General features: G+C 62.6%; 22 protein-coding genes. 17 read left to right on the top strand and 5 right to left on the bottom strand.

Features of this window, described 5'->3' with window-relative positions:
* Positions 1–39 precede the first annotated feature (39 nt).
* Positions 40–927 (bottom strand): helix-turn-helix domain-containing protein, encoded by an 888-nt coding sequence (locus tag FX984_RS31495; protein WP_027606542.1) that lies wholly within the window; start codon positions 925–927, stop codon positions 40–42.
* 138 nt (positions 928–1,065) lie between these two features.
* On the opposite strand from FX984_RS31495, the gene FX984_RS31490 reads away from it, so the two are divergent.
* From FX984_RS31490 to FX984_RS31475, 4 genes are read left to right on the top strand one after another with little or no spacing between them, the layout of a single operon-like run.
* The gene (locus FX984_RS31490) at positions 1,066–2,424 is read left to right on the top strand and encodes a glutamine synthetase family protein (RefSeq protein ID WP_098480003.1); all 1,359 of its coding nucleotides are present in this window, start codon (positions 1,066–1,068) and stop codon (positions 2,422–2,424) included.
* Positions 2,425–2,446: 22 nt separating this feature from the next.
* Positions 2,447–3,535, top strand: a complete 1,089-nt coding sequence (locus tag FX984_RS31485) for a polyamine ABC transporter substrate-binding protein (RefSeq protein WP_027606540.1) — start codon at positions 2,447–2,449, stop codon at positions 3,533–3,535.
* Complete coding sequence (locus FX984_RS31480; protein WP_027606539.1) at positions 3,532–4,827, top strand: NAD(P)/FAD-dependent oxidoreductase; 1,296 nt, start codon at positions 3,532–3,534, stop codon at positions 4,825–4,827. The genes FX984_RS31485 and FX984_RS31480 overlap by 4 nt, the downstream gene beginning before the upstream one ends.
* A gap of 57 nt (positions 4,828–4,884) precedes the next feature.
* On the top strand, positions 4,885–5,295 hold the full coding sequence (locus FX984_RS31475) for an SRPBCC family protein (RefSeq protein ID WP_027606538.1): 411 nt from the start codon (positions 4,885–4,887) through the stop codon (positions 5,293–5,295).
* A 70-nt stretch (positions 5,296–5,365) separates the two neighbouring features.
* Here the strand turns inward: FX984_RS31475 and FX984_RS31470 are convergent, their stop codons facing one another.
* Together FX984_RS31470 and FX984_RS31465 are read right to left on the bottom strand one after the other, a co-directional pair.
* Positions 5,366–6,760 (bottom strand): sensor histidine kinase, encoded by a 1,395-nt coding sequence (locus FX984_RS31470; RefSeq protein WP_027606537.1) that lies wholly within the window; start codon positions 6,758–6,760, stop codon positions 5,366–5,368.
* Positions 6,738–7,421 carry a response regulator transcription factor gene (locus FX984_RS31465; RefSeq protein WP_027606536.1) on the bottom strand — a complete coding sequence of 228 codons (684 nt, stop codon included), beginning with the start codon at positions 7,419–7,421 and terminating at the stop codon, positions 6,738–6,740. The genes FX984_RS31470 and FX984_RS31465 overlap by 23 nt, the downstream gene beginning before the upstream one ends.
* Positions 7,422–7,745: 324 nt before the next feature.
* Between FX984_RS31465 and FX984_RS31460 the strand changes: the two genes are divergently transcribed.
* On the top strand, positions 7,746–8,651 hold the full coding sequence (locus tag FX984_RS31460) for a hypothetical protein (RefSeq protein WP_027606535.1): 906 nt from the start codon (positions 7,746–7,748) through the stop codon (positions 8,649–8,651).
* A gap of 98 nt (positions 8,652–8,749) precedes the next feature.
* Here the strand turns inward: FX984_RS31460 and FX984_RS31455 are convergent, their stop codons facing one another.
* Positions 8,750–9,973 (bottom strand): multidrug effflux MFS transporter, encoded by a 1,224-nt coding sequence (locus FX984_RS31455; RefSeq protein WP_146477872.1) that lies wholly within the window; start codon positions 9,971–9,973, stop codon positions 8,750–8,752.
* A gap of 92 nt (positions 9,974–10,065) precedes the next feature.
* Between FX984_RS31455 and pdxR the strand changes: the two genes are divergently transcribed.
* A complete protein-coding gene (gene pdxR / locus FX984_RS31450; RefSeq protein WP_146477874.1) occupies positions 10,066–11,550 on the top strand; it encodes a MocR-like pyridoxine biosynthesis transcription factor PdxR in 1,485 nt (494 codons plus the stop codon).
* On the opposite strand, the gene FX984_RS31445 is transcribed toward pdxR, so the two are convergent.
* Complete coding sequence (locus FX984_RS31445) at positions 11,480–12,388, bottom strand: MurR/RpiR family transcriptional regulator (protein ID WP_010211026.1); 909 nt, start codon at positions 12,386–12,388, stop codon at positions 11,480–11,482. The two genes, pdxR and FX984_RS31445, sit on opposite strands and share 71 nt — an antisense overlap.
* 284 nt (positions 12,389–12,672) lie before the next feature.
* Here FX984_RS31445 and FX984_RS31440 point away from each other — a divergent pair, with 284 nt between their 5' ends.
* The 11 genes from FX984_RS31440 (at position 12,673) to FX984_RS31395 (ending at position 25,390) form a co-directional block, all read left to right on the top strand.
* The gene (locus tag FX984_RS31440) at positions 12,673–14,610 is read left to right on the top strand and encodes a bifunctional 5-dehydro-2-deoxygluconokinase/5-dehydro-2-deoxyphosphogluconate aldolase (RefSeq protein ID WP_027606533.1); all 1,938 of its coding nucleotides are present in this window, start codon (positions 12,673–12,675) and stop codon (positions 14,608–14,610) included.
* 185 nt (positions 14,611–14,795) lie between these two features.
* Positions 14,796–15,689 carry a myo-inosose-2 dehydratase gene (gene iolE, locus FX984_RS31435; protein ID WP_027606532.1) on the top strand — a complete coding sequence of 298 codons (894 nt, stop codon included), beginning with the start codon at positions 14,796–14,798 and terminating at the stop codon, positions 15,687–15,689.
* On the top strand, positions 15,686–16,474 hold the full coding sequence (gene iolB / locus FX984_RS31430; RefSeq protein ID WP_027606531.1) for a 5-deoxy-glucuronate isomerase: 789 nt from the start codon (positions 15,686–15,688) through the stop codon (positions 16,472–16,474). The genes iolE and iolB overlap by 4 nt, the downstream gene beginning before the upstream one ends.
* A 23-nt stretch (positions 16,475–16,497) precedes the next feature.
* Complete coding sequence (locus tag FX984_RS31425) at positions 16,498–17,313, top strand: TIM barrel protein (protein WP_027606530.1); 816 nt, start codon at positions 16,498–16,500, stop codon at positions 17,311–17,313.
* Between the two features lie 10 nt (positions 17,314–17,323).
* Positions 17,324–19,255 (top strand): 3D-(3,5/4)-trihydroxycyclohexane-1,2-dione acylhydrolase (decyclizing), encoded by a 1,932-nt coding sequence (gene iolD / locus FX984_RS31420; RefSeq protein ID WP_027606529.1) that lies wholly within the window; start codon positions 17,324–17,326, stop codon positions 19,253–19,255.
* A 19-nt stretch (positions 19,256–19,274) separates the two neighbouring features.
* Entirely contained in the window at positions 19,275–20,285 is a 1,011-nt protein-coding gene (iolG, locus tag FX984_RS31415) for a bifunctional inositol 2-dehydrogenase/D-chiro-inositol 1-dehydrogenase (RefSeq protein ID WP_027606528.1), read from the top strand.
* Positions 20,286–20,373: 88 nt separating this feature from the next.
* Positions 20,374–21,402, top strand: coding sequence for a Gfo/Idh/MocA family protein (locus tag FX984_RS31410; protein WP_092357768.1), 1,029 nt, complete (start codon positions 20,374–20,376; stop codon positions 21,400–21,402).
* A gap of 127 nt (positions 21,403–21,529) precedes the next feature.
* On the top strand, positions 21,530–21,706 hold the full coding sequence (locus tag FX984_RS32570; protein WP_162844258.1) for a hypothetical protein: 177 nt from the start codon (positions 21,530–21,532) through the stop codon (positions 21,704–21,706).
* A gap of 48 nt (positions 21,707–21,754) precedes the next feature.
* A complete protein-coding gene (locus FX984_RS31405; RefSeq protein ID WP_027606526.1) occupies positions 21,755–22,690 on the top strand; it encodes a sugar ABC transporter substrate-binding protein in 936 nt (311 codons plus the stop codon).
* Positions 22,691–22,755: 65 nt separating this feature from the next.
* Positions 22,756–24,309, top strand: coding sequence for a sugar ABC transporter ATP-binding protein (locus FX984_RS31400; protein ID WP_092488690.1), 1,554 nt, complete (start codon positions 22,756–22,758; stop codon positions 24,307–24,309).
* Between the two features lie 58 nt (positions 24,310–24,367).
* Positions 24,368–25,390, top strand: coding sequence for an ABC transporter permease (locus tag FX984_RS31395; RefSeq protein WP_024076018.1), 1,023 nt, complete (start codon positions 24,368–24,370; stop codon positions 25,388–25,390).
* The last annotated feature ends 243 nt before the right edge of the window (positions 25,391–25,633 follow it).

Raw genomic sequence — 25,633 nt, 5'->3', positions numbered from 1 at the left:
CCATCGGGGGCAAGCCCCTCCCACATTTTCAGATGCATTTCAGATTGAGCGCTTCAGGGTTTCGCTGGGCAGTTCCTTGAACAACGCTCGATAGCTGTTGGAGAACCGCCCCAAATGCCAGAACGACCAGTTCATCGCCACCTCGGCCACGGTCGTTCCGGCACCGCTCAACAATTCCCGCCGTGCCCCGTTCAACCGGCGCAGGCGCAACCACTGCGCCGGGCTCATCCCGGTGTAGGTCTTGAACCCTTGCTGCAACTGGCGCAGCGGTACGCCGGCAATCCGCGCCAGTTCCAACAGGTTGACGGTTTCGTCCGGCGCATCCGCCGCCCACTCGCCTATGCGCGCCATCAAGCGGCGTTCTTCACTGCGCTTTTGCAATGAGCTTCGGTCCAGGCACACGCAGGCGTTGTCGAGGATGAACAGGCAGTCGTCGAGCAACTGCCGGGTGAGGGACACCGGGTCGATGTCCGTGGACAAGCGCGTCAGGGTGCCACTGAGCCAACGGCTGAACAGCGCGTTCTGCTGGCAGGCCAGCGGCGCCATGAACAGGCCTTCCAGTGTGGCCACGTCCAGGCCATGGTGCTGCACGAACTGCGGGCCGAACACCACCGCCACTTCGCGGTAGTTTTCCGGGGTGATCCAGGTGTTGCGGCTTTCGCCATTGAGCAGATACAGCGCGTTGTCGCTGCCATCGAAACAGAACGCCAGCGCGCCCGGCGGTGCGTTGAAGTGCTGCTCCACACGGGTGTTCATGCTCTCTTCGTACACCTGCACACCGTGCAGGTCGAGGTAGCGGACGCGCCCGGCGAAATGCCCCGGGGACATCTGCTGGTATTGCTGCACCCAGCCGGGTGTCGCACGGCATTGGGTGGCCACATCAGCGGTGGTGAAGGCCTGTACGCGCAAAGCGGTTGCCTGGGTCATGGGGGATCCGTGCGCACTCTATTGGTGCGCTGTGGGGCGTGCAAAGTGGATAGATGGCCTGTGAAGGCTGGCCCAAGATAGACCTCAATGCGCCGCGAGTACAAGGCGGCGCAGCACCCACCCCATGACGAGGTCCTTATGAACGCCCCCTTCGATCAGCTGTACACCTGGCTGAAAGAACACAAGATTACCGAAGTCGAATGCGTGATCAGTGATTTGACTGGCATCGCACGCGGCAAGATTGCGCCCACCAACAAGTTCCTGCATGAGCGAGGCATGCGCCTGCCGGAAAGTGTGTTGCTGCAAACGGTAACCGGGGATTTTGTCGACGACGAGATCTACTACGACCTGCTGGACCCGGCCGATATCGATATGGTCTGCCGCCCGGTGGCCAACGCGACCTACGTGGTGCCGTGGGCCATCGAGCCTACCGCGATTGTGATCCACGACACCTTCGACAAGCATGGCAACCCCATCGAACTGTCGCCGCGCAACGTGCTGAAAAAAGTCCTGCAGCTTTACACCGACCGTGGCTGGCAGCCGATTGTCGCGCCGGAAATGGAGTTCTACCTGACCCAGCGCTGCGAAGACCCGGACCTGCCGCTGAAAACCCCGATTGGCCGCTCCGGCCGTGCGGAAACCGGGCGCCAGTCGTTCTCCATCGATGCGGCCAACGAGTTCGACCCGCTGTTCGAAGACGTCTACGACTGGTGCGAAGCCCAGGGCCTGGACCTCGATACGCTGATCCATGAAGACGGCCCGGCGCAGATGGAAATCAACTTCCGCCACGGCGATGCCCTCGACCTGGCCGACCAGATCACCGTGTTCAAGCGCACCCTGCGCGAAGCCGCGCTCAAGCACAATGTGGCCGCCACCTTCATGGCCAAGCCGGTGGCCGACGAGCCAGGCAGCGCCATGCACCTGCACCAGAGCGTGGTGGAGATCGCCACAGGCAAGCCGGTGTTCGTCGACGCCGACGGCAACATGAGCCCGCTGTTCCTGCACCATATCGGCGGCCTGCAGAAGTACATCCCCAAGCTGTTGCCGATGTTCGCGCCCAACGTGAATTCGTTCCGCCGCTTCCTGCCGGATACCTCGGCGCCGGTCAATGTGGAGTGGGGCGAAGAAAACCGCACGGTTGGCCTGCGCGTGCCCACCTCGAGCCCGGATGCGATGCGCGTGGAAAACCGCCTGCCGGGCGCCGATGCCAATCCCTACCTGGCCATTGCCGCCAGCCTGCTGTGTGGCTACCTGGGGATGATCGAACAGATCGAACCCAGCGCCCCGGTAGAAGGCCGCGCCTATGAGCGCCGCAACCTGCGCCTGCCGTTCACCCTCGAAGACGCCCTGGCGCGGATGGAGGACTGCGACACGGTCAAGCAGTACCTGGGCGACAAGTTCGTGCGCGGCTACGTCGCGGTCAAGCGCGCCGAGCACGAGAATTTCAAGCGGGTGATCAGTTCCTGGGAGCGCGAGTTCCTGCTGTTGAGCGTCTAAAAAACACAAAAGGGGTGTCGATATGCGTCTTGTGAACAAGCTTCTTCCGCTGGCCCTGGTGGCCGCGTTCAGCGGTGCCGGCCAAGCCGCGCCGACGGTGAGCGTCTACAACTGGACCGACTACATCGGCGAGACCACCCTGGCGGATTTCCAGGCCAAAACCGGCATCAAGGTGATCTACGACGTGTTCGATTCCAACGAAACCCTGGAGGGCAAGTTGCTCGCCGGTCGCACCGGCTATGACGTGGTGGTGCCGTCCAACCACTTCCTGGCGCGCCAGGTAAAGGCCGGCGCGTTCCTCAAGCTCGACCGTTCGCAGTTACCCAACTTCAAGAACCTCGACCCCAAGCTGCTCAAGCTGCTGGAGAAAAACGACCCGGGCAATGCGCACTCGGTGCCGTACCTGTGGGGTACCAACGGCATCGGCTACAACGTCGACAAGGTCAAGCAGGTGTTGGGCATCGACCATATCGATTCATGGGCGGTGCTGTTCGAGCCGGAAAATCTCAAGAAGCTCAACCAGTGCGGCGTGGCCTTCCTCGACTCGGCGGATGAGCTGTTCCCGGCGATCCTCAACTACATGGGCAAGGACCCGCGCAGCGAGAACCCCGAGGACTACCAGCAGGCCGAGGCCAAGCTGTTGACGCTGCGGCCGTACATCACCTACTTCCATTCCTCCAAGTACATTTCGGACCTGGCCAACGGCGATATCTGCGTGGCGTTCGGCTATTCCGGCGATGTATTCCAGGCGGCCAACCGCGCCAAGGAAGCCAGGAACGGCGTGAATATCGCCTACTCGATTCCCAAGGAAGGCTCCAACCTGTGGTTCGACCTGCTGGCCATCCCGGCCGATGCGAGTCACCCGAAAGAGGCCCATGCCTTCATTAACTACCTGCTCGACCCTGAAGTGATCGCCAAGGTCAGCGCCTCGGTCGGCTACGCCAATGCCAACCCGGCGGCGAAGGCGTTCATGGCCCCTGAACTGGTGAACAACCCCGAGGTGTACCCGTCCCAGGCCGTGCTCGACAAACTCTATATTTCCACCACGCCGACCCCGGCGACCATGCGCCTGATGACGCGCGCCTGGAGCAAAGTGAAGACCAACAAATGACCCCATCCAGCGACCACGCCCGTTCCTACTACCTTGCCTCGGCGAATGCCATGCCGGAGCGCCCGGCACTGGGCGCCGACCTGAGCGCCGATGTGTGTGTGATCGGCGCTGGTTTTACCGGGGTCAACACCGCTATCGAACTGGCCCAACGCGGGCTCTCGGTGATCCTGCTGGAGGCCCGGCGTATCGGCTGGGGCGCCAGCGGGCGCAACGGCGGGCAGTTGATTCGCGGGATCGGCCACGATGTGTCGGGGTTCGCCAAGTACGTGGGCGAGGAGGGCGTGCGTTACCTGGAACGGGCCGGGATCGAGTCGGTGGCCCTGGTGGGCGAGCGCATTCGCGAGCACGGGATCGACTGCGACTTGCGCTGGGGGTTTGCCGAGCTGGCCAACACCCCTGCACAGTTCGCTGCGTTCAAGGGCGAGCAGGACAGCCTGGCGCGCCTGGGTTATGTGCATGAAACCCGCCTGGTGGGCCCGCAGGACATCCGCGACGTGGTGGATTCGACGCAGTATGCCGGCGCCTTGGTGGACATGGGCTCCGGGCACCTGCACCCGCTGAACCTGGTGCTCGGCGAGGCGCAGGTGGCCGAGTCCCTTGGGGTGCGGATCTTTGAGCACACCGAAGTGCTGGAACTGATCCACGGCGACACGGTGCAGGTGCGTTGCGCTGGCGGCACGGTACGGGCCGCCAGCCTGGTACTGGCCTGCAATGCCCATCTGGAAGAACTGGAACCGCGCCTGAGCGGCAAGGTGCTGCCGGCTGGCAGCTACATCATCGCCACCGAGCCGCTGTCGGTTGCACAGGCCAATCAGTTGATCCCGCAGAACCTGGCGCTGTGCGACCAGAAAGTCGGCCTGGATTACTACCGGTTGTCCGCTGACTGTCGCCTGTTGTTCGGCGGCGCCTGCCATTACTCGGGGCGCGATCCCAAAGACATCGCGGCCTATATGCAGCCCAAGATGCTCAAGGTGTTCCCGCAATTGGCCGACACCGCCATCGCGTTCCAGTGGGGCGGCAGGATCGGCATCACCGCCAATCGCTTCCCCCAGGTCGGGCGGCTCAAGCAATACCCGAATGTGTTCTACGCCCAGGGCTATTCCGGGCATGGGCTCAACGTGACCCACTGGTGCGCGCGGCTGCTGGCCGAAGGCATACACGCGGGCCACAGCCAGGGCCTGGATGTGTTCAGCCAGGTGCCGCACATGACCTTTCCCGGCGGCAAGGCGTTGCGCTCGCCGCTGCTGGCGTTGGGAATGGCGTGGCATCGCTTGCGGGAATTGATGCATTGAAGTCCGGGGCGTGGCAGGCTGTGCACGACGTTTTCCTACGACTTTTGGAGATTTAGCGTGCCAACAGCATCTGCAGTGATTGAAATCCCGGTATCGGCCGAGACGGTCTGGCACTTGGTGGGTGGCTTCAACAGCCTGCCGGACTGGCTTCCGTTTATCGCCAAGAGCGAGCCTGGTGAAGGTGGCCGCGTGCGCCATCTGACGACCGCCGACGGCGGTGTGATCGTCGAGCGTTTGCAGACCTTCGATAACGTCGGGCGTACTTACAGCTACACCATTGAAGAGTCGCCGTTTCCGGTGAGTGCTTACCTGGCGACGTTGCAGGTTGAGGCGCTGACGGAGTCGTCGGCGAAGGTGACGTGGTCCGGTGTGTTTACCCCGGCGGCGGGTACCACGGAGGCGGCGGTGGAAGAGCTGTTTGCCGGGGTTTACAAAGGCGGGGTCGAGGCGTTGCGCGCCAACTTCTGAGACGATCTACCCGGCAATGCAAGACTCATGTGGGAGGGGGCAAGCCCCTCCCAGATTGACCGAGGTGAACTCAGGCTTCGGGCATCAGTTGCTGGCGACACTCCAGCACCAGGCGCGCGCCGCCTTGCTCGCTGGTGCCCACTTCCAGCTTGAACCCATGCAGGTTGATGATCGCCGCCACGATCGACAGGCCCAACCCAAACCCGCCTTGCTGGTCGCCTTCATCCACCCGATAAAACCGCTGGAACACCGCATCGCGTTCCGCCGCCGGTATGCCGGGCCCGGAGTCGTGTACTTCGATGCGCGTGCTGCCGGCATCGTTGAGTCCCCGCAGGATCACTGCGCCGCCCGCTGGAGAGAACTTGATGGAGTTGCTCAGCAGGTTGGCCAGGGCTTCAAACAACAGGGCGCGGTCGCCGGTGATCCATGGCAGGGACTCGGGGACTTCGAGTCGCAACTGCAATTCGCCTTCCTCGGCCAGGGGCAGGTAGAAGTCATGCAACTCGCGCAGCAGCGGCAGCGGGTCCATCACCAGGAAACCGGAACGGCGCTGGTGGTCTTCCAGCTCAGAGATACGCAGCAGCCCGCGAAAGCGCGCCATCAGGGTGTCGGTCTCGGCGATGGCATCGTCCAGTTTCACCGCGTAGCCGGAGTCCTGCTCGGCCTCCTGGCGGATGCGGTAGAGCTGCGCGCGCAGGCGGGTCAATGGGGTGCGCAGGTCGTGGGCGATGTTGTCGCACACGCCCTTGACCTCGTTCATCAGTTTCTCGATGCGGTCGAGCATGGCGTTGACGATGGCCGCGAGCATGTCCAGTTCGTCACGCCGGTTGGACAGCGGCAAGCGGTGGGTGAGGTCGCCGGCGACGATGGCTTCGGCGCTGGCCTGGATCCCGCGGATCCGGCGCAGCGGGCGGCGGCGCAACAGATGCCAGCCGGCGGCGCCGGGGATAATGGTCAGGGACAGCGCCCACAGCAGGGCATGCCAGATGATCCGTGTCACACCGAACAGCGAGCCATTGGCGCGCACCAGTACCAGCCAGCGGCCGTCGTCGGTATGGCTGGCGACGGCGTCGCAGCTGTCCTTGGGCAGTTTGGGGTCGTCGGAGTCGACGCAATTGGCCAGGGTGTGGATCTTGCCGTCCAGCGGCAGGTCGGAGGGAATCGCGCGGATCGGCCCGCTCAAGGGGCGGAACTGCTCATCGAACAGGCCGTAGGCGTCCACGCCTTTCATGTCGAAGGTCATGCTGGTGGTCAACGCTTCCACCAGTTCTTCGCCGTCGAAGCGCTGGAACAGGTGCTGGCGTTGCATCAGCGAATGGCGCGACAGGTCACTCAGGTAACCCGAGACCTCGTAATACAGCACCCCCATGAGGATGCAGCTCCAGGCCACGAACAACGAACTGTAGAGCGCCAGCAAGCGGCTGCTGGATGAACGCCAGCCCTTAGAGGGGTTCAGCAATGACATAACCGGAACCTCGTACCGTGCGGATCAGCGGCGGGAGGCCCGGTGGATCGATTTTCTTGCGCAGGCGGCCGATGTGCACGTCGATCAGGTTGGTGCCCGGGTCGAAGTGATAACCCCAGACTTCCTCGAAGATCATCATCCGCGACAGGATCTGGCCGGTGTTGCGCATCAGGAATTCCAGCAGTTTGTATTCGGTGGGCAGCAGGCTCAGGGGCTGGTCGGCGCGGCTGGCTTCGCGGCTGATCAGGTTCAGTTCCAGGTCGGCCACGCGCAGGGCGGTTTCGAACTCCTTGACCGTGCTTTTGCGGCGCAGCAGCACTTCGACACGAGCGGCCATTTCGTCCGAGGCGAAAGGCTTGGTCAGGTAGTCATCACCGCCGGCGCGCAGGCCACGCACGCGCTCGTCGACGTCGGAGAGGGCACTGATCATCAGGATCGGCGTCGATACGCCGATGGTGCGCAGGGTGGTGACGATGGCCAGGCCATCGAGTTCCGGCAGCATGCGGTCGAGGGTGATCAGATCGTAATCACCACTCACGGCACGGACCAGGCCTTCGCGGCCGTTGTCCACCCAATCTACGTCCAGTCCATGGCTACTCAGCTCGGCGACGATCTCGCGGGCCGTTACGGCGTCATCCTCGATGGTCAAAATGCGGGTCATAGGATTACCTGGTGAGCGATTCACACTAGAAGTGAGGGCATTTTGCCAAGAAATGGCTGAACGCTTCCTAAATAAAACTTCATGTTGGCAAAACTGACACAACTTTCATGGCGAGTACCGGCCGGGGAGCAATCTCCTCCCCCAGGGAATGCATTACGCCCGCCTGCACCAGCCATTTCTTGCAAGTTGCATGGTTCAGGCAAGTTCAATTTACTTAACCTGTTGAAATTCAAAGGATTTAATTTTTAGCGCGACTGGCATGCTGCCTGCACTGTCCCTTTTGAGACTTGTAACACTATTTTTCCTGCCGGGAGCACCATAACAATGATCACATCGTCATCCACGCTGCAAGAGTCGAGCGCGCGCTCCGGGGTTTCCTGGGGGGCTATCTTTGCCGGGGCCGCTGCGGCGGCTGCGTTATCCCTGATTCTGGTATTGCTGGGCTTCGGCCTGGGTTTCTCGGCGGTGTCGCCGTGGGCCGACAGCGGCATCAGCGCCAAGGGGCTTGGCATTTCCACGATTGTCTGGCTGGCCTTTACCCAGATCGTCGCGTCCGGATTGGGTGGTTATATCGCCGGCCGGTTGCGGGTGAAGTGGGCCAATATGCATGGCGATGAGGTGTACTTTCGCGACACCGCCCATGGTTTCCTGGCCTGGGCCGTCGCCACGCTGATCACTGCCGTGCTGGTGGTCGGTTCGGTCAGCAGTGTCGTCACCGGCGGCGTGAAAGCCGGTGCCAGCGTGGCAGCCGGTGCGGCCAGCGGTATCACCCAGGCCGCAGGCGGCGCAGCCAAAGGCGCCAACGGTGGCGATTTTGACTACTACGTCGACAGCCTGTTTCGTGATGATCGCCCGGTTGCCGTCAGTGATGACGCTGCCCATGGCGTGGTTGCGCGCATTTTCACCCGCACCCTGAGCAATGACGGCCAACTCGCCGCTGAAGACCGTGCCTACCTGGCCCAGTTGATCAGCCAGCGCACCAACCTCAGCCAGGCCGATGCCGAAGCGCGTATCGACAAAGTCTACGGCGATGCGCGTAAAGCGGTGGAAGACGCCAAGCTCAAGGCCAAGCAAGCTGCAGAAACGGCCGCGAAAGTCGCCGCCTATACCTCGCTGTGGACCTTTGTCGCCCTGTTGATCGGCGCTTTCTTTGCCAGTTTCGCTGCAACCTTTGGTGGCCGTCGCCGCGATGCCGTGGTGTACGTCGAAACCGAAACCTACGTTCGTTAATTCAAGGAGAACACCATGCGCTCATTACTTCTGTGGTTCCTCGGCGTGCCGATCCCGGTGATCATCCTGATCGCAATTTTCATGCACTGATCCCGAGCTCAGCTCGGCCTGATGTGGGAGGGGACAAGTTCCTTCCCACATTTGGGTTTGTGGAGTGTCAGCCAGGTTGCTGCCAACAGTGCGCTGGCAACGGCGGTCATGATCACCAGCGGCTGCGACGTACCGTCGGACAGCAGCCCGGTGGCCCAACTGCTCACGGCAGTGAGGAACATCTGGGTAAAGAAGAACAACCCCGATGCGGTTCCCGCAATCGCACCGTACGGCTGCAACACCGACAGTTGGCACGCCGGAATCACCATCCCCACCGACACCATGATCACCACCATCGGCAGCACGATCGCCAGCCATTGCCCCGGCATGGCGGTGGTGGCCGCCGCAAGTATCACACTGCCCAGCACGTTCAAGCCGATAGCGGCATGGATCAAACGGTCCGGCTCGAAACGCCGCACCAGCCTGCGGAACAGGTTTGCGCCGAGCATGTAGCCGCTGATGGTGGCCGCGAACACCAGTGCATAGGCCGTGGCCGACAGGTGAAAACCCCGCTGCAGCAGCGCCGACGACTCACTGATAAACGGGAAATAGGTGCTGTACACACAGCCGATCGCCAGGGAATAGCGCAGGAAATAGCGGTCGCGCAGTAACTGGCCGTAGAGGCGCAGCAGGTTGCCCGGCGGCGCGGCAGCGACATCGGCCGGGCGGGTTTCGGGCAGGCGGCGGTACACCACCAGGTAGAGCACTGCACCGATCACGCCGAGCAGTACAAACAGGCCGCGCCAGTCGATGAAGGGCAACATCAGGCTGCCCAGCACCGGCGCGGCCATCGGGGGCACGGCCATGGCCATGGAAATCAGGCCGAGCAGGCGTGCCTGTTCATCGCGGTCGAAATAATCGCGCACGATCACCCGGCCGATCACCGTGGTGCAGCATCCGCCCAGGGCCTGGAACAGGCGCGCGATGATCAGCACGGTGATGCTGTCGGCGAGGGCGCAGGCCACGGTAGCCAGCACGTACAGAAACAGCCCCGCCAGCAATACTGGACGGCGGCCGAAACGGTCGGTCAACGGGCCGCTGATCAGCAGGGAGATTGCCGAACCGAAGGTGTACAGCGTGAGGGTCAGTTGCAACTGGCTGTCGCTGGTCTGGAAGTAGTCGGCCATGGCGGGCAGGGCAGGCAGGTGCATGTCCAGGGTGATACGTGGCAGGCCGATCAGCACGGTCAGCAGTATCAGCCAGAACCACGGGGAGAGGGCGCGTTGCGTCATGGGAGGCTTCTGTGCAAGGAGTAGAGCCCGGACTCTAGCGGCTTTGTGGTTTAATCCTCAGGGCCGCTTGTGGCAAAAATGATTGGACCACTATGAGTCGAGGAAAAACCCCTTCCGCCCTGGACCTGCCGCGCCCCGACAGCTTGGACAGGGGAAAGCAGCAAGGGGCCTACGAGGCCCTGCGCGCAGCGATCCTGAACCGACAGCTGCCGGCGGGCAGTCGCTTGCCGTCCACCCGCAGCCTCGCCGAACGCTGGCAATTATCCCGTGGCACCCTGGAGGCGGCATTCGACCGCCTGCACGGCGAGGGCTATGTGCAACGCGTGGCCGGCTCCGGTACGCGGGTGTGTGCGGTGATCCCCGAGCAATTCATTGCCGCACCTGCACCACGCGCGATGCCTCGTCGCGAAGTGGCGGTTGATCGCCCCGAGTCCGGCGTGCAGAGCCATGTGCCTTTTGTCGCGCGGCGCCCGGACGCCAGCCTGTTTGATCTGAAGGCTTGGGCACGCTGTATTTCCCGGGGACTGCTATCGGCAGGGCCGGGGGCGCTGGAAGCGGGCCATCCCGCCGGGCTGCCGGAACTGCGCGCGCACATCGCCGACTACCTGCGCAGCTATCGCGGCATGCACTGCGAGGCGGATGAAGTGATCGTCACCAGCGGCATTCGTCACGCCCTTGACCTGATCGCGCGCACGCTGCTCAAGCCCGGTGACACCGCCTGCGTCGAAGATCCAGGCTATCCACCCGCGCGCCGCCTGTTCGGGCTGGCGGGGGCGCAGGTCCAGGCGATTGCGGTCACGGCCGAAGGGCTGGATACCGCGCAACTCCCTGACACGGCGCGCCTGGCCTACGTCACCCCGGCCCACCAGGCACCGCTGGGCATGACCCTGTCGGTGTCGCGCCGCCTGGCGCTGCTGGACTGGGCTGCCCGTGCCGAGGCCTGGGTGGTGGAAGACGACTACGACAGCGAATACAACTACCACAGCGCACCGCTGGCGGCGCTCAAATCCCTGGACGCCCATGACCGGGTGATCTACTGCGGCAGCTTCAACAAAAACCTGTTCCCCGGTTTGCGCGTCGGCTTCATGGTGGTGCCCAAGGCACTGCGCGCGGCCTTGCTGCGCACCCTGCAACTCACCGGGCAGTCGGTGGGCGCCAGCGATCAGTCGGGGTTGCTGGAGTTTCTCGGCAGCGGCGCTTTCGTGCGCCACTTGCGGGCTTCGCGCCAGGCCTATCAGGCGCGGCGCGATGTGTTGCTCGACTGCCTTGGAGCGCACTGTACGATCAGTGGGCAACAGGCTGGCCTGCACTTTGTATTGTGGTTGCCGAGCGGTGTCGAGGAGGGCGAGTTCTGTTCCCGTGCTGCTGCCGTCGGGTTGACGTTACAGCCCCTGGGCACGTTCTGCGTCGAGGCGATCCTGCCGCCGGCGGTCATCATCGGCTACACCGCGTTGACCCTGGCGCAGATCCGCTTTCATGGGCGCGCGTTAGCCCAATTACTGCCGGTCAGTCATCAAACCCGACCTGCTCGTGAATCTCATCCACCTTCAACTCCAGCCGGTACGCCACGGCAATAAACAACGCCTGGCACAGGCACAAGGTGGCGCTCAACGAACGGAAGGCAAACGACGAGCCTTCATTCACCAGCAGCACCGCGTTGGCCCGCTTGGCCAGGGGCGATAGGTTGCTGTCGGTGATGATCAGGGTCTTGGCCTGATGGTGCTGGGCGATCCGCAGGCAGTGCTGGGTCTCTTTGCCGTAGGGCGTGAAGCTGATGGCGATCACCAGGTCATTGGCACGCACGCTGCGCATCTGCTCGCGATAGCTGCCGCCCAGGCCGGAGATCAGGTGAATACGCTTGTTGGTGTGCTGCAGGTTGTAGACCAGGTAATCGGCCACCGCGAATGAACGGCGCACGCCGACCACGTAGATGTTGTCGGCGTTGACCACCAGGTCCACGGCCTTGTCGAAAGCCACGTCATCGAGCTCCAGCCCCAGGCGCTCGATACCCGACAGGGTTGCATTGACGCACTCGCGGGCCAGGTCGCCGCCGCTGGCTTTCTGCGACTTGTTGGCGATCATGCTGCGGATGCGCTGCTGGTAGTTCTGCACCGGTGTGGTCTTGTGGGTGTAGGCCTCGCGAAACAGCGCCTGCATCTCACTGAACCCACTGAAGCCGAAACGCTGGGAAAACCGCACGATCGCCGAAGGGTGCACTTCGCATTCGCGGGCGATGTCGCTGATGCGGTCGACCATGATCCGGTCGCTCTGCTGGCTCATGTAGCTGGCGATGCGCTTGAGCTGGCGCGGCAGGCTTTCGTATTCGTCGGTGATCAGCTGCAACAGGCGTTCGGCGTTGATCGGAGGGCTGGCGATGGTGTCTTCCAGGGTGGTCTCGGGATCGGTGCGGGACATGGGCAATCCTTCTGGCGTGTTCTTCTGATGCGCTGATGGGTGGCGCAAGTCTACAGGGTAGGCGCAAAAAAATACCCCGGCATCACGGCCCGCGTGGCCTGCTGAAACGATGCACGGCGGCTGGCGTGCGCCTATGCTGACGTATTGGAAAAAATATTCCACTAAAAATAATTATGGAATAAATATTGATTGCTGCCGCCGGACGTTCTAGTCTGCTCCCACCAAGAGCGTTTGCCGTCGCCACGGCGGCACAACGCAGGCTGATAAAAATAACAGGAGCCAGCATGGGCCAGACTCGTTTTGCCAGTGGGCGTCAATTGGATCTGATTTGCCTCGGGCGCCTGGGCGTCGACCTCTACGCACAGCAAGTAGGTGCGCGGCTTGAGGACGTGTCCAGCTTCGCCAAATACCTCGGCGGTTCGTCCGCCAATATCGCGTTCGGCACTGCCCGGCTGGGGCTCAAGTCGGCGATGTTGAGCCGGGTGGGGGACGACCATATGGGCCGTTTCCTGGTGGAATCCCTGGCCCGCGAAGGCTGCGATGTCAGCGGCATCAAGGTCGACCCGGAACGCCTCACCGCCATGGTGCTGCTGGGCCTCAAGGACCGCGAAACCTTCCCGCTGGTGTTCTACCGCGAAAACTGCGCCGACATGGCCCTGCGCGCCGAAGACGTCAACGAAGCCTTTATTGCCTCGAGCAAGGCCTTGCTGATCACCGGCACGCATTTCTCCACCGACGGCGTGTACAAGGCCAGCCTCCAGGCCCTGGACTATGCGGCCAAGCACAACGTCAAGCGCGTGCTGGATATCGACTACCGCCCCGTGTTGTGGGGCCTGGCGGGCAAGGCCGACGGCGAAACCCGGTTTGTCGCCGACCAGAACGTCAGCCAGCATGTGCAGAAAATCCTGCCGCGTTTCGACCTGATCGTCGGCACCGAAGAAGAATTCCTGATCGCCGGCGGCAGCGAAGATCTGCTCACCGCCCTGCGCACCGTGCGTGACCTGACCCCGGCGACCCTGGTGGTCAAGCTCGGCCCGCAAGGCTGCACGGTGATCCACGGCGCGATTCCGGCGCGCCTGGAAGAGGGCGCCATCTACCCTGGCGTGCGGGTTGAAGTGCTTAACGTGCTGGGCGCCGGCGATGCCTTTATGTCGGGTTTTCTCAGCGGCTGGATCAATGACGCCAGCGATGAGCGTTGCAGCCAGTTGGCCAATGCCTGTGGCGGTCTCGTGGTCTCGCGCCACGCCTGTGCGCCGGCCATGCCGACCCCGGCCGAACTGGATTACCTGTTCAACAGCCCGGTGCCGATCACCCGGCCTGACCAGGACGCGACCCTGCAACGCCTGCACCGCGTCACCGTGCCGCGCAAGGCCTGGAAGCAGCTGTTCATCTTTGCCTTCGATCACCGCTGGCAACTGGTGGACCTGGCGCAACGCGGCGGCCAGGACCTGACCCGGATCAGCGAGATCAAGCAGCTGTTTATCCAGGCCATCGAACGCGTGGAGAAAAAGCTCGCCGAGCAGGGCGTCGAGGCCGATGTGGGCCTGTTGGCCGACCAGCGCTTCGGCCAGGACGCGCTCAATGCCGCCAGCGGGCGCGGCTGGTGGATCGCGCGTCCGGTGGAAGTGCAGAACTCGCGGCCCCTGGCGTTCGAACATGGCCGCTCGATCGGCAGCAACCTGATTGCCTGGCCCCAGGAACAGATCATCAAGTGCCTGGTGCAATACCACCCCGACGACGAGCCCCTGTTGCGCCTGGAACAGGAAGCGCAGCTCAAGGCGGTGTACGAGGCGTCGGTGACCAGCGGCCATGAACTGCTGCTGGAGGTCATCCCGCCCAAGGATCATCCGTCCACATACCCGGACGTGCTCTACCGCAGCCTCAAGCGCCTGTACAACCTGGGCATCTACCCGGCGTGGTGGAAGATCGAGGCACAGTCGGCCGAGGACTGGAAAAAGCTCGACGAACTGATCCAGGAACGCGACCCGTACTGCCGTGGCGTGGTGTTGCTGGGCCTGAATGCCTCGGCCGAATGCCTGGCCGCCGGCTTCCAGCAAGCCAGCCAGAGCAGCACCTGCCGTGGGTTTGCCGTGGGCCGCACGATCTTCCAGGAACCGAGCCGTTTGTGGATGGCGGGGGAGATCGATGACGAGACGTTGATCCAGCAGGTCCAGGCGACCTTTGAGCAGTTGATCAACGCCTGGCGCAGTGCCCGAGGCTGAACCCAGTTCTTAATTTGAAATGCAATCCAATGTGGGAGGGGCAGTGCGACGATTCGACTTGCCCCCGATGGCGGTGGTGCAGTTACAACAGTGTTGCCTGACACTTCGCTATCGGGGGCAAGCCCCCTCCCACAGAAAGCAGAAAGCAGATCTCAGTGATACCTGAAAATAATAAAGGTGCAGCCATGCCCGCAATCCGAATTGGCATCAACCCGATCTCCTGGAGCAACGACGACCTTCCGGCCCTCGGCGGTGAAACCCCGCTGAGCACCGCCCTGAGCGAAGGCAAGGAAATCGGCTACGAAGGTTTCGAGCTCAACGGCAAATTCCCCAAGGACGCCAAGGGCGTCGGCGACGTCTTGCGCCCCTATGACCTGGCGCTGGTCTCTGGCTGGTACTCCAGTCGCCTGGCCCGTGGCTCGGTGGCTGAAGAAATCGAGGCCATCGCCGGCCATGTCGAACTGCTGAAACAAAACGGCGCCAAGGTGCTGGTGTACGGCGAGGTGGCCGATTCGATCCAGGGTTCGCGCATTCGCCTGATCGAGCGCCCACGTTTCCACAGCGAACAGGCTTGGCAGGACTACGCCGACAAGCTCACCGAGCTGGCGCGTTTCACCCTGTCCCAGGGCGTGCGCCTGGCCTACCACCACCATATGGGTGCGTACGTCGAATCGCCTGAAGACATCGATCAGTTGATGGGCCGTACCGGGCCGGAAGTCGGCCTGCTGTTCGATTCGGGCCACTGCTACATGGGCGGCGGCGAACCCATCGAGGTGTTGCGCAAGCATATCGACCGCGTCTGCCACGTGCATTTCAAGGACGTGCGCAAAGCCGTGGTGCAACTGGCGCGCAACCAGATGTGGAGCTTCCCCGATTGCATCGTCAACGGCACCTTCACCGTGCCCGGTGACGGCGATATCGATTTTGCCGAGTTGCTCGATGTGCTGCTGGCCGCGAAATACGCGGGCTGGCTGGTGGTGGAAGCCGAGCAGGACCCGGCCGTGGCGCCCAGCTACGTCTATGCGAAAAAGGGCTATGACACATTGCGTGCGCTTCTCGATGAGAGGACCCAACCATGAGCTTGCTGGTAAAAAGCAATAAACGTGGGCAGACCATGGTCGCCCTGGAAGAGGGCCGCCTGGAATACGTAGGCTTTGCCGCCTACCGTTTGAGCCTGGGTGAAACCCTGCCGGTCACCGCCGGCGATAAAGAGCTGTGCCTGGTGCTGCTCAGCGGCCGGGTGACTATCGAAGGCGAGGGCTTCAACTGGCAGAACCTCGGTGATCGCCAGTCGGTGTTCGAGGACAAATCGCCGTTCGCCGCCTATCTGCCGCCGGGTACCGATGCCCAGGTCACCGCGTTAAGCGACGTGCAGATTGCCGTGTGCGCCGCACCGGGTGCGCCGGGTTTCGAGCCACGCCTGATCCGCCCCGAACAGTGCAAGCGCAGCGTCCGCGGCAAAGGCGCCAATACCCGTTACGTGTGCGACATCCTGCCGGATACCGACCCGGCCCATTCGCTGCTGGTGGTGGAGGTGCGCACGCCGTCCGGGCATTCGTCGAGCTACCCGCCGCACAAGCACGACACCGACGACCTGCCGCACCAGAGCTTTCTCGAAGAGACCTACTATCACCAGATCAACCCGCCCCAGGGCTTTGTGTTCCAGCGGGTGTACACCGACGACCGCAGCATCGACCAGGCCATGGCCGTGGAAAACAGCGACCTGGTGGTGGTGCCCAAGGGCTATCACCCGGTCAGCGTGCCGTATGGCTACGAGTCTTACTACCTGAACGTGATGGCCGGCCCCAAACGCGCCTGGCATTTCCACAACGACCCGCAGCACAGTTGGCTGCTGGACCTTTGAACGGTGTTGGACGGAGAACAACAATGAAGTCGCCTCTACGCTTTGCCCTCAACCGTATGGTCGCGCCCAACCTGTCCCTGCCGGATTTCATCCAGCTGGCCGTGGCCTTGAAATGCGATGCCATCGAGATTCGCAACGACCTCAAGGATCGCCAGATCGAATACGGCGCCCCGGCCGGCCGCGTGCGCGAATTGTGCTTGGCCCAGGGCATCACGGTGCTGTCGATCAACGCGCTGTACCCCTTTGACGTGTGGAATGACGAGCGCCGCGCCCAGGCGATAGCGCTCGCCACCTATGCCCGCGAATGTGGTGCGCAAGGCTTGGTGATGTGCCCGTTCAACGAACCCGGCGACACCCGCAACGAAGCCCAGCGCGCCGCCGGTTTGCGCACCGCGTTGAGCCAACTGGCGCCGATCCTGCGCGAGTACGGGATTCTCGGGTTTATCGAGCCCCTGGGCTTTGAAGAATGTGCCATGCGCCGCAAGCGCGTGGCGGTGGATGCGATCCAGTCCATCGGCGGCCTGGATGTATTCCGCCTGGTGCACGACACCTTCCACCACCACCTGGCCAGCGAGCATGAGTTCTTCCCGGAGCTGACCGGGCTGGTGCATATCTCCGGCGTGGAAGACGCCCAGGCGCCGCTCAATTCGATCCGCGACGGCCACCGCGTGCTGGTGGGCGAGGGCGATATCCTCGGCAATACCGCGCAGATCGACACCTTGCTCAGCAGCGGTTACAGCGGCTACCTGTCGTTCGAACCGTTTGCGACAAGCGTGCACGAGCTGGCGGATATCCAGCAGGCCTTGGGGGCAAGCATCGCCCACCTGCAGAAACGATAAGGGGCGCGACATGACCACCACCCGACTGACCATGGCCCAGGCCCTGGTAAAGTTTTTGGACAACCAGTACATCGAAGTCGATGGCGTGCAGAGCAAGTTCGTCGCCGGCGTGTTCACCATTTTCGGCCACGGCAACGTGCTGGGCCTGGGCCAGGCCCTGGAGCAGGACAGCGGCGACCTGGTGGTGCATCAGGGTCGTAACGAGCAGGGCATGGCCCATGCCGCCATCGGTTTTGCCAAGCAGCACCTGCGTCGCAAGATCTACGCCTGCACCGCCTCCGTTGGCCCAGGTGCGGCGAATATGCTCACCGCTGCGGCGACCGCCACCGCCAACCGTATCCCGTTGCTGTTGCTGCCCGGCGATGTCTACGCCAGCCGCCAGCCTGACCCGGTGCTGCAACAGATCGAGCAGTTCCACGACCTCAGCATCAGCACCAACGATGCCTTCCGCTCCGTGAGCAAATACTGGGACCGCATCAACCGCCCCGAGCAACTGATGACGGCGGCGATTCATGCCATGCGCGTGCTCACCGACCCCGCCGAAACCGGCGCGGTGACCCTGGCGCTGCCCCAGGACGTGCAGGCCGAGGCCTGGGACTACCCCGATTACTTCCTGCAAAAACGCGTGCACCGTATCGACCGCCGCCCGGCCACCGCCGCGATGACCAGCGATGGGGTGGCGGCTTTCCGGGGCAAGCGCAAGCCGCTGATCATCTGCGGTGGCGGCGTGAAGTACTCTGGTGCGAATGCTGCCTTGCAAGCCTTTGCCGAGCGCTTTGATATTCCTTTCGCCGAAACCCAGGCGGGCAAGAGCGCGGTGGTCTCCAGCCATCCACTGAACGTGGGCGGCATCGGCGAAACCGGCTGCCTGGCCGCCAACCTGTTGGCGCCCGAGGCCGACCTGATCATCGGCATCGGCACCCGTTACACCGACTTCACCACCTCGTCGAAGTCGCTGTTCAAGCATGCCGAGGTGAAGTTTCTCAACCTCAATATCAGCCCCTGCGACGCCTTGAAACTCGACGGCGTGCAGGTGCTGGCCGACGCCAAGGTCGCCCTCGAAGCGCTGGCCGATGCCCTTGGTGATTACCGTTCCGGCTGGGGCGAGCAGATCGCCGACGCCAAGGCGCAGCTGGACGCCGAAGTGGACCGTGTGCATCAGGTCGAGTACCACGGCGATGATTTCGTACCGGAAGTCGACGACCACCTGGACCGCGCCGTGCTGCGTGAATTTATCGAACTGACCGGCTCGTGCCTGACCCAGAGCCGGGTGCTCGGCGTCCTCAACCAGACCCTGGCCGACGACGCGATCATTGTCGCCGCGGCCGGCAGCCTGCCCGGCGACCTGCAGCGTGCCTGGCGCAGCAAGGGCGTCAACACCTACCACGTCGAGTACGGTTATTCGTGCATGGGCTATGAGATCAACGCCGCCCTCGGCGTGAAGCTCGCCGAACCGACCAAGGAGGTCTATGCCCTGGTCGGCGATGGCTCCTACATGATGCTGCACTCGGAGCTGGCCACCTCGATCCAGGAACGCCGCAAGATCAACGTGGTGCTGCTCGACAACATGGCCTTCGGTTGCATCAACAACCTGCAGATCGGCAACGGCATGGACAGCTTCGGCACCGAGTTCCGCTACCGCAACCCCGAGAGCGGCAAGCTCGACGGCGGCCTGGTGCCGGTGGATTTCGCCATGAGTGCGGCGGCCTATGGCTGCAAGACCTACAAGGTCAGCACGGTGGAGCAGCTGGAAGCGGCCCTGGCCGATGCGCGCACGCAAAGCATCTCGACCCTGATCGACATCAAGGTGTTGCCCAAGACCATGGTCCACGGCTACCTGTCGTGGTGGCGGGTGGGGGTGGCGCAGGTGTCCACCAGCGAGCGCACCAACGCGGCGGCGAAAAAACTCAATGAACACCTGGCCAAGGCCCGGCAGTACTAATAACAAGAGGAGCGTTTGTATGTCTTTGAAGCTTGGTGTAATCGGTACCGGCGCCATCGGCCGCGATCATATTCGTCGTTGCAGCCAGACCCTGCTCAACAGCCAGGTGGTGGCGGTGACCGACATCAACCTTGAGCAGGCCGCCAAGGTGGTCGCGGAGTTGAAGCTGGACGCCGAGGTGTACGCGGATGGCCATGGGCTGATCAACTCGCCGCAGGTCGAGGCGATCCTGGTCACGTCCTGGGGCCCGAGCCACGAGGAATTCGTGCTCGCCGCCATCGCCGCCGGCAAACCAGTGTTCTGTGAGAAGCCCCTGGCGGTGACGGCTGAAGGCTGCCGCAGGATCGTCGACGCCGAAGTGGCCTACGGCAAGCGCCTGGTGCAAGTGGGCTTTATGCGCCCCTATGACGAAGGTTATCGCGCCCTCAAGGCGGTGATCGACAGCGGCCAGATCGGCGAGCCGTTGATGCTGCACTGCGCGCACCGCAACCCGACGGTGGGCGAGAACTACAAGACCGACATGGCGATTACCGACACCCTGATTCACGAGCTGGATGTCCTGCGCTGGCTGCTCAACGACGACTACGTGTCGGTGCAGGTGGTGTTCCCGCGCAAGACCAGCAAGGCCCTGGCCCATCTGCGCGACCCGCAGATCGTGCTGCTGGAAACCGCCAAGGGCACCCGTATCGATGTGGAAGTGTTTGTGAACTGCCAGTACGGCTACGACATCCAGTGCGAAGTGGTGGGGGAGACCGGCATCGCCAAACTGCCGGAGCCGTCCCAGGTGCAGTTGCGCAGTGGGGCCAAGCTGTCGAACGCGATCCTGATGGATTGGAAGGACCGTTTTATCGGGGCCTATGACGTGGAATTGCAGGCCTTTATTGACAGCGTACGCGCCGGTCAGGTCGGCGGGCCGTCGGCGTGGGATGGCTTTGCGGCGGCGGTGGCGGCGGATGCGTGCATCGAGGCCCAGGGCAGTGAGCAGATCGTCAAGGTCAGCCTGCCGGATCGCCCACACTTCTACGGCTAAATCACTGAAGGAACTCTGTCAAAAATGTGGGAGGGGGCTTGCCCCCTCCCACAGTTGATTGGTTTCCAATTCAATTCAGGAGTTGATCATGAGAATCGGACTTGTCGGCTATGGCCACGGAGGGCGCTTCTTTCATGCGCCGCTGATTGCGACCTTGCCCGGCGCAACGTTTGTCGGTGTCGTCACCCGCTCACCCGAACGTCGCCAGCAACTGGCAACCGACCACCCCGGCGTCCAGGCCTTTGACAGCATCGGCCAGATCGTCGAAGCCGGCGTCGATGCCCTGGTGATTTCCACCACCCTCAAGGGCCGTCCGGCGCTGGTGCTGGAAGCCATCGAGCACGGCGTGGCGGTGGTCAGTGACAAACCCTTTGCCGCCAACGCCGAACAGGCCCAGGCGCTGATCACGGCTGCCGAGCGCCATGAGGTGTTGCTCAGCGTCTACCAGAACCGGCGCTGGGACTCGGACTACCTGACCCTGCGCAAATTGATCGACGCCGGTGCCCTGGGCGAGATCACCCGCTTTGAATCCCGCGTCGAGCGCTACAGCCCGCAGGCCGTGGGCAATGCCAGCGGCGGCGGCTGGTTGCGCGACCTGGGCAGCCACCTGGTGGACCAGGCGCTGCAACTGTTCGGCCCGGTGGACCGGGTGTTTGCGCAGTTACAGTTCACCCCTGAATACCCCACTGTCGACCACGGCTTCTTCGTCTCCCTGACCCACGCTAACGGGGTGGTTTCCCATTTGTGGGGCAACGCCCTGCAGAACAGCCAGGCCCCGCGTTTTCGCGTCAGTGGCACCTTGGGTTGCTACACCGTGGACGGGCTGGATGGCCAGGAAGAGGCGCTGATGGCCGGCAAGTCGCCGAAAACCGAAGGCGAACACTGGGGCGCGGAAGAACATCGCCGCTGGGGCTGGTTCGAACAGGGGCCGGAACGTGAGCGAGTGCCGTCGGAGAAGGGCTGCTGGACCCAGTTCTATCGCCAGTTGCAAGCGGCGGTAAACGGGCAGGGCCCGTTGCCCGTGGACGCTTATGATGCGCTGGAAACCACGCGTATATTGGACGCCGCACGCCTCAGCGCCGAGCGCCAGCAGGTGGTTTCAACAAAAATAGAATAAAATTCTAAAACAGGTTGATATGGAAATTATTTTCCAATAAAGTCTTTTCCAGGTTGCATAAAGTACGTTCGGACTCGATTCGCACGACTCAACAAAAACAAGATCAAAAACAACCAGGTACCGTCAGATGAAAATCTTCAACGCTGTACTGCGAGTTTTACGCCCTGCCCACACGCCCCGCGGCCTGCCCCGCGCCCGGCCGTTCTACTTCTCCTTCCTTAATGTGCTGTGCGTCGAAAACCAGGGCGCGCTGGTCTGCTGCATTCCAGGCGCACCGGTCGTACGCGTGCCTGCCGAGCTCTGATAAACGCAACGTCCAAAAAACCAACAAGAAAGTGGAGACAGACCGTTCATGAAGACCCCGATCCGTTTTACCGCGCTGGCTTTATCCATGCTGCTGGCCAGCGGTGTTGCCAGTGCCGCCGACATCAAGGTCGGCGTGAGCATGTCCGCCTTCGATGACACCTTCCTCACTTACCTGCGCGAAGACATGGACAAGCAGGCCAAGTCCTATCCCAAGGGTGACGGCGTGCAGCTGCAGTTCGAAGACGCCCGCGCCGATGTGGTCAAGCAACTGAGCCAGGTGGAGAACTTCATCAGCCAGAAAGTCGACGCCATTATCGTCAACCCGGTCGACACGGCCTCTACCAAGAACATCATCAATGCCGCGACCAAGGCCGGCATCCCGCTGGTGTTCGTCAACCGCCGTCCCGACCAGAAGGACTTGCCCAAGGACGTGGTGGCCGTGACCTCCGATGACGTCGAGGCCGGCAAGCTGCAAATGCAATACATCGCTGAGAAGCTCGGCGGCAAGGGCAAGATCGTGATCCTGCTGGGCGACCTGGCGAACAACTCCACCACCAACCGCACCAAGGGCGTGAAGGAAGTGTTGGCCAAGTACCCGGACATCAAGATCGAACAGGAACAGACCGGTATCTGGCTGCGGGACAAGGGCATGACCCTGGTCAACGATTGGCTGACCCAGGGCCGCGAGTTCAATGCGGTGCTGGCCAACAACGATGAGATGGCCATCGGCGCGTCCATGGCGCTGAAATCGGCCGGCAAGGAAAAGGGCAGTGTGCTGATCGCGGGGGTCGACGGTACGCCGGATGGCTTGAATGCGATCACCAAGGGTGACATGGCCGCCTCCGCGTTCCAGGACGCCAAGGGTCAGGCAGTGGGTTCGGTGGAAGCGGCGCGCAAGATGGCCAGGAAGGAACCGGTCGAGCAGAACGTGATCATCCCGTTCCAGCTGATCACCCCGGAAAACGTCGCCACGTTCAAGTAGCCCTGACATAACAACAATGAACCGGCAGGGCGGTCGTGCCCGCCCTGCTGATGGAGTACCGTCTTATGCTCGCTCAAGCCACTGTCTCGCAGCCTCCCGGGATCCAGCCGTTGCCGCTGGACGAACCCTACCTGTTGGAAATCGTCAACATCAGCAAAGGCTTTCCCGGCGTCGTGGCCCTGGCCGACGTACAACTGCGTGTACGCCCCGGTACGGTGCTGGCGCTGATGGGCGAGAACGGTGCGGGCAAGTCGACCTTGATGAAGATCATCGCCGGCATCTACCAGCCCGACGCCGGTGAAATCCGCCTGCGCGGCAAGCCCATCGTGTTTGACACGCCGCTGGCTGCGCAGAAAGCGGGGATCGCGATGATCCACCAGGAACTCAACCTGATGCCGCACATGAGCATCGCCGAGAATATCTGGATCGGCCGCGAGCAGCTCAACAGCCTGCACATGGTCAACCACCGCGAAATGCATCGCTGCACCGCCGAGTTGCTGGCGCGCCTGCGCATCAACCTCGACCCCGAGGAACACGTGGGCAACCTGAGCATCGCCGAGCGGCAGATGGTCGAGATTGCCAAGGCTGTGTCCTATGACTCCGACATCCTGATCATGGATGAACCGACATCGGCCATTACCGAGAAGGAAGTGGCCCACCTGTTTTCGATCATTGCCGACCTCAAGGCCCAGGGCAAAGGCATCGTCTACATCACGCACAAAATGAACGAAGTGTTCGCCATTGCCGATGAAGTGGCGGTGTTCCGCGACGGCCAGTACATCGGCCTGCAACGCGCCGACAGCATGAACAGCGACAGCCTGATCTCGATGATGGTAGGTCGCGAGCTGAGCCAGTTGTTCCCGGTGCGCGAGACGCCCATTGGCGAGCTGCTGCTGTCGGTGCGCGACCTGCGCCTGGACGGGGTGTTCCAGGGCGTGTCGTTCGACCTGCATGCCGGTGAGATCCTCGGCATCGCCGGGCTGATGGGCTCGGGGCGCACCAATGTGGCGGAAACCATTTTCGGCATCACCCCCAGCAGCGGTGGGCAGATCACCCTGGATGGCGAGGCGGTGCGCATCAGCGACCCGCACATGGCCATCGAAAAAGGCTTTGCGCTGTTGACCGAGGACCGCAAGCTCAGTGGCCTGTTCCCCTGCCTGTCGGTGCTGGAAAACATGGAAATGGCCGTGCTGCCGCATTATTCGGGCAACGGGTTTATCCAGCAGAAAGCCCTGCGCGCCCTGTGCGAGGACATGTGCAAGAAACTGCGGGTGAAGACGCCGTCCCTGGAGCAGTGCATCGACACCCTGTCCGGCGGCAACCAGCAGAAAGCCTTGCTGGCGCGCTGGTTGATGACCAACCCACGCTTGCTGATCCTCGATGAACCGACCCGGGGCATCGACGTGGGGGCCAAGGCCGAGATCTATCGCTTGATCTCCTTCCTCGCCAGCGAAGGCATGGCGGTGATCATGATTTCCTCCGAGCTGCCTGAAGTGCTGGGCATGAGCGACCGGGTGATGGTGATGCACGAAGGCGAACTGATGGGTACCTTGGACCGCGCCGATGCGACCCAGGAAAAAGTCATGCAGCTGGCCTCCGGTATGACCGCGGTCCACTGACGAACAGCCGCGCGGGCCTGCGGTTGGCCCGCGCCATAGAATAAGAAGGTGATTGGCTATGAACGCAATAACGGACAACAAGCCTGCCACGGCCCCGGTCAAGCACCGTCGGCGCTTGCCCACCGAGCTGAGCATCTTCCTGGTGCTGATCGGCATCGGCCTGGTGTTTGAGCTGTTTGGCTGGATCGTGCGGGACCAGAGCTTCCTGATGAACTCCCAGCGCCTGGTGCTGATGATCCTGCAAGTGTCCATCATCGGCTTGCTGGCGATCGGGGTGACCCAGGTGATCATCACCACGGGGATCGACCTGTCTTCGGGGTCGGTGCTGGCGCTGTCGGCGATGATCGCCGCCAGTTTGGCGCAAACCTCCGACTTTTCCCGGGCGGTGTTCCCTTCGCTGACAGACTTGCCGGTGTGGATTCCGGTGGCGATGGGGTTGGGTGTGGGGCTGCTGGCGGGGGCGATCAACGGCAGCATCATCGCCGTCACCGGTATTCCGCCGTTTATCGCGACCCTGGGCATGATGGTCTCGGCCCGTGGCCTGGCGCGTTACTACACCGAAGGCCAGCCGGTGAGCATGCTCTCGGATTCGTACACGGCCATCGGCCATGGCGCGATGCCGGTGATCATCTTCCTGGTGGTGGCGGTGATCTTCCATATCGCCCTGCGCTACACCAAGTACGGCAAGTACACCTACGCCATCGGCGGCAATATGCAGGCGGCGCGGACGTCGGGGATCAACGTCAAGCGCCACCTGATCATCGTCTACAGCATTGCCGGTCTCCTGGCAGGCCTGGCGGGTGTGGTGGCCTCGGCACGCGCCGCCACCGGCCAGGCGGGCATGGGCATGTCCTATGAGCTGGATGCGATTGCCGCCGCGGTGATCGGCGGCACCAGCCTGGCGGGCGGGGTAGGGCGTATCACCGGTACCGTGATCGGCGCACTGATCCTTGGGGTGATGGCCAGCGGGTTTACCTTTGTCGGGGTGGATGCGTATATCCAGGACATCATCAAGGGCCTGATCATTGTGGTGGCGGTGGTGATCGACCAGTACCGCAACAAGCGCAAGCTCAAGCGCTGAGCTTCAAGCTGCAAGCTGCAAGTCCGATGAGCTCTACAGCTTGTCGCTTGCAGCCTGCGGCTTATAGCTGCTGTACGAACTTTCCTGCTATAAACGCACTCCGATAACCATTCGCCAAGCCCGTCCTGGTGCCTTTGGGGGTTATATCGGTAAAAATGCCTGTCATTTCAGTTGCTGTGCCCTCAAGTCGGCCTTAGACTGCCGCCCCTCGTAAATTGAGTGCCGGGTGGCGCTTGGAATGGA

Origin of the sequence: Pseudomonas marginalis (assembly GCF_008692035.1) — a bacterium.
Taxonomy (GTDB): Bacteria; Pseudomonadota; Gammaproteobacteria; order Pseudomonadales; family Pseudomonadaceae; genus Aquipseudomonas; species Aquipseudomonas marginalis.
This window is presented reverse-complemented; position numbering and strand designations above follow the sequence as displayed.

What these genes read in the sequence shown, in the direction of transcription:
- FX984_RS31495 (WP_027606542.1), bottom strand. Translation starts at nt 927, where the DNA reads ATGACCCAGGCAACCGCTTTGCGCGTACAGGCCTTCACCACCGCTGAT.
- FX984_RS31490 (WP_098480003.1), top strand. Translation starts at nt 1,066, where the DNA reads ATGAACGCCCCCTTCGATCAGCTGTACACCTGGCTGAAAGAACACAAG.
- FX984_RS31485 (WP_027606540.1), top strand. Translation starts at nt 2,447, where the DNA reads ATGCGTCTTGTGAACAAGCTTCTTCCGCTGGCCCTGGTGGCCGCGTTC.
- FX984_RS31480 (WP_027606539.1), top strand. Translation starts at nt 3,532, where the DNA reads ATGACCCCATCCAGCGACCACGCCCGTTCCTACTACCTTGCCTCGGCG.
- FX984_RS31470 (WP_027606537.1), bottom strand. Translation starts at nt 6,760, where the DNA reads ATGTCATTGCTGAACCCCTCTAAGGGCTGGCGTTCATCCAGCAGCCGC.
- FX984_RS31465 (WP_027606536.1), bottom strand. Translation starts at nt 7,421, where the DNA reads ATGACCCGCATTTTGACCATCGAGGATGACGCCGTAACGGCCCGCGAG.
- FX984_RS31460 (WP_027606535.1), top strand. Translation starts at nt 7,746, where the DNA reads ATGATCACATCGTCATCCACGCTGCAAGAGTCGAGCGCGCGCTCCGGG.
- FX984_RS31455 (WP_146477872.1), bottom strand. Translation starts at nt 9,973, where the DNA reads ATGACGCAACGCGCCCTCTCCCCGTGGTTCTGGCTGATACTGCTGACC.
- pdxR (WP_146477874.1), top strand. Translation starts at nt 10,066, where the DNA reads ATGAGTCGAGGAAAAACCCCTTCCGCCCTGGACCTGCCGCGCCCCGAC.
- FX984_RS31445 (WP_010211026.1), bottom strand. Translation starts at nt 12,388, where the DNA reads ATGTCCCGCACCGATCCCGAGACCACCCTGGAAGACACCATCGCCAGC.
- FX984_RS31440 (WP_027606533.1), top strand. Translation starts at nt 12,673, where the DNA reads ATGGGCCAGACTCGTTTTGCCAGTGGGCGTCAATTGGATCTGATTTGC.
- iolE (WP_027606532.1), top strand. Translation starts at nt 14,796, where the DNA reads ATGCCCGCAATCCGAATTGGCATCAACCCGATCTCCTGGAGCAACGAC.
- iolB (WP_027606531.1), top strand. Translation starts at nt 15,686, where the DNA reads ATGAGCTTGCTGGTAAAAAGCAATAAACGTGGGCAGACCATGGTCGCC.
- FX984_RS31425 (WP_027606530.1), top strand. Translation starts at nt 16,498, where the DNA reads ATGAAGTCGCCTCTACGCTTTGCCCTCAACCGTATGGTCGCGCCCAAC.
- iolD (WP_027606529.1), top strand. Translation starts at nt 17,324, where the DNA reads ATGACCACCACCCGACTGACCATGGCCCAGGCCCTGGTAAAGTTTTTG.
- iolG (WP_027606528.1), top strand. Translation starts at nt 19,275, where the DNA reads ATGTCTTTGAAGCTTGGTGTAATCGGTACCGGCGCCATCGGCCGCGAT.
- FX984_RS31410 (WP_092357768.1), top strand. Translation starts at nt 20,374, where the DNA reads ATGAGAATCGGACTTGTCGGCTATGGCCACGGAGGGCGCTTCTTTCAT.
- FX984_RS32570 (WP_162844258.1), top strand. Translation starts at nt 21,530, where the DNA reads ATGAAAATCTTCAACGCTGTACTGCGAGTTTTACGCCCTGCCCACACG.
- FX984_RS31405 (WP_027606526.1), top strand. Translation starts at nt 21,755, where the DNA reads ATGAAGACCCCGATCCGTTTTACCGCGCTGGCTTTATCCATGCTGCTG.
- FX984_RS31400 (WP_092488690.1), top strand. Translation starts at nt 22,756, where the DNA reads ATGCTCGCTCAAGCCACTGTCTCGCAGCCTCCCGGGATCCAGCCGTTG.
- FX984_RS31395 (WP_024076018.1), top strand. Translation starts at nt 24,368, where the DNA reads ATGAACGCAATAACGGACAACAAGCCTGCCACGGCCCCGGTCAAGCAC.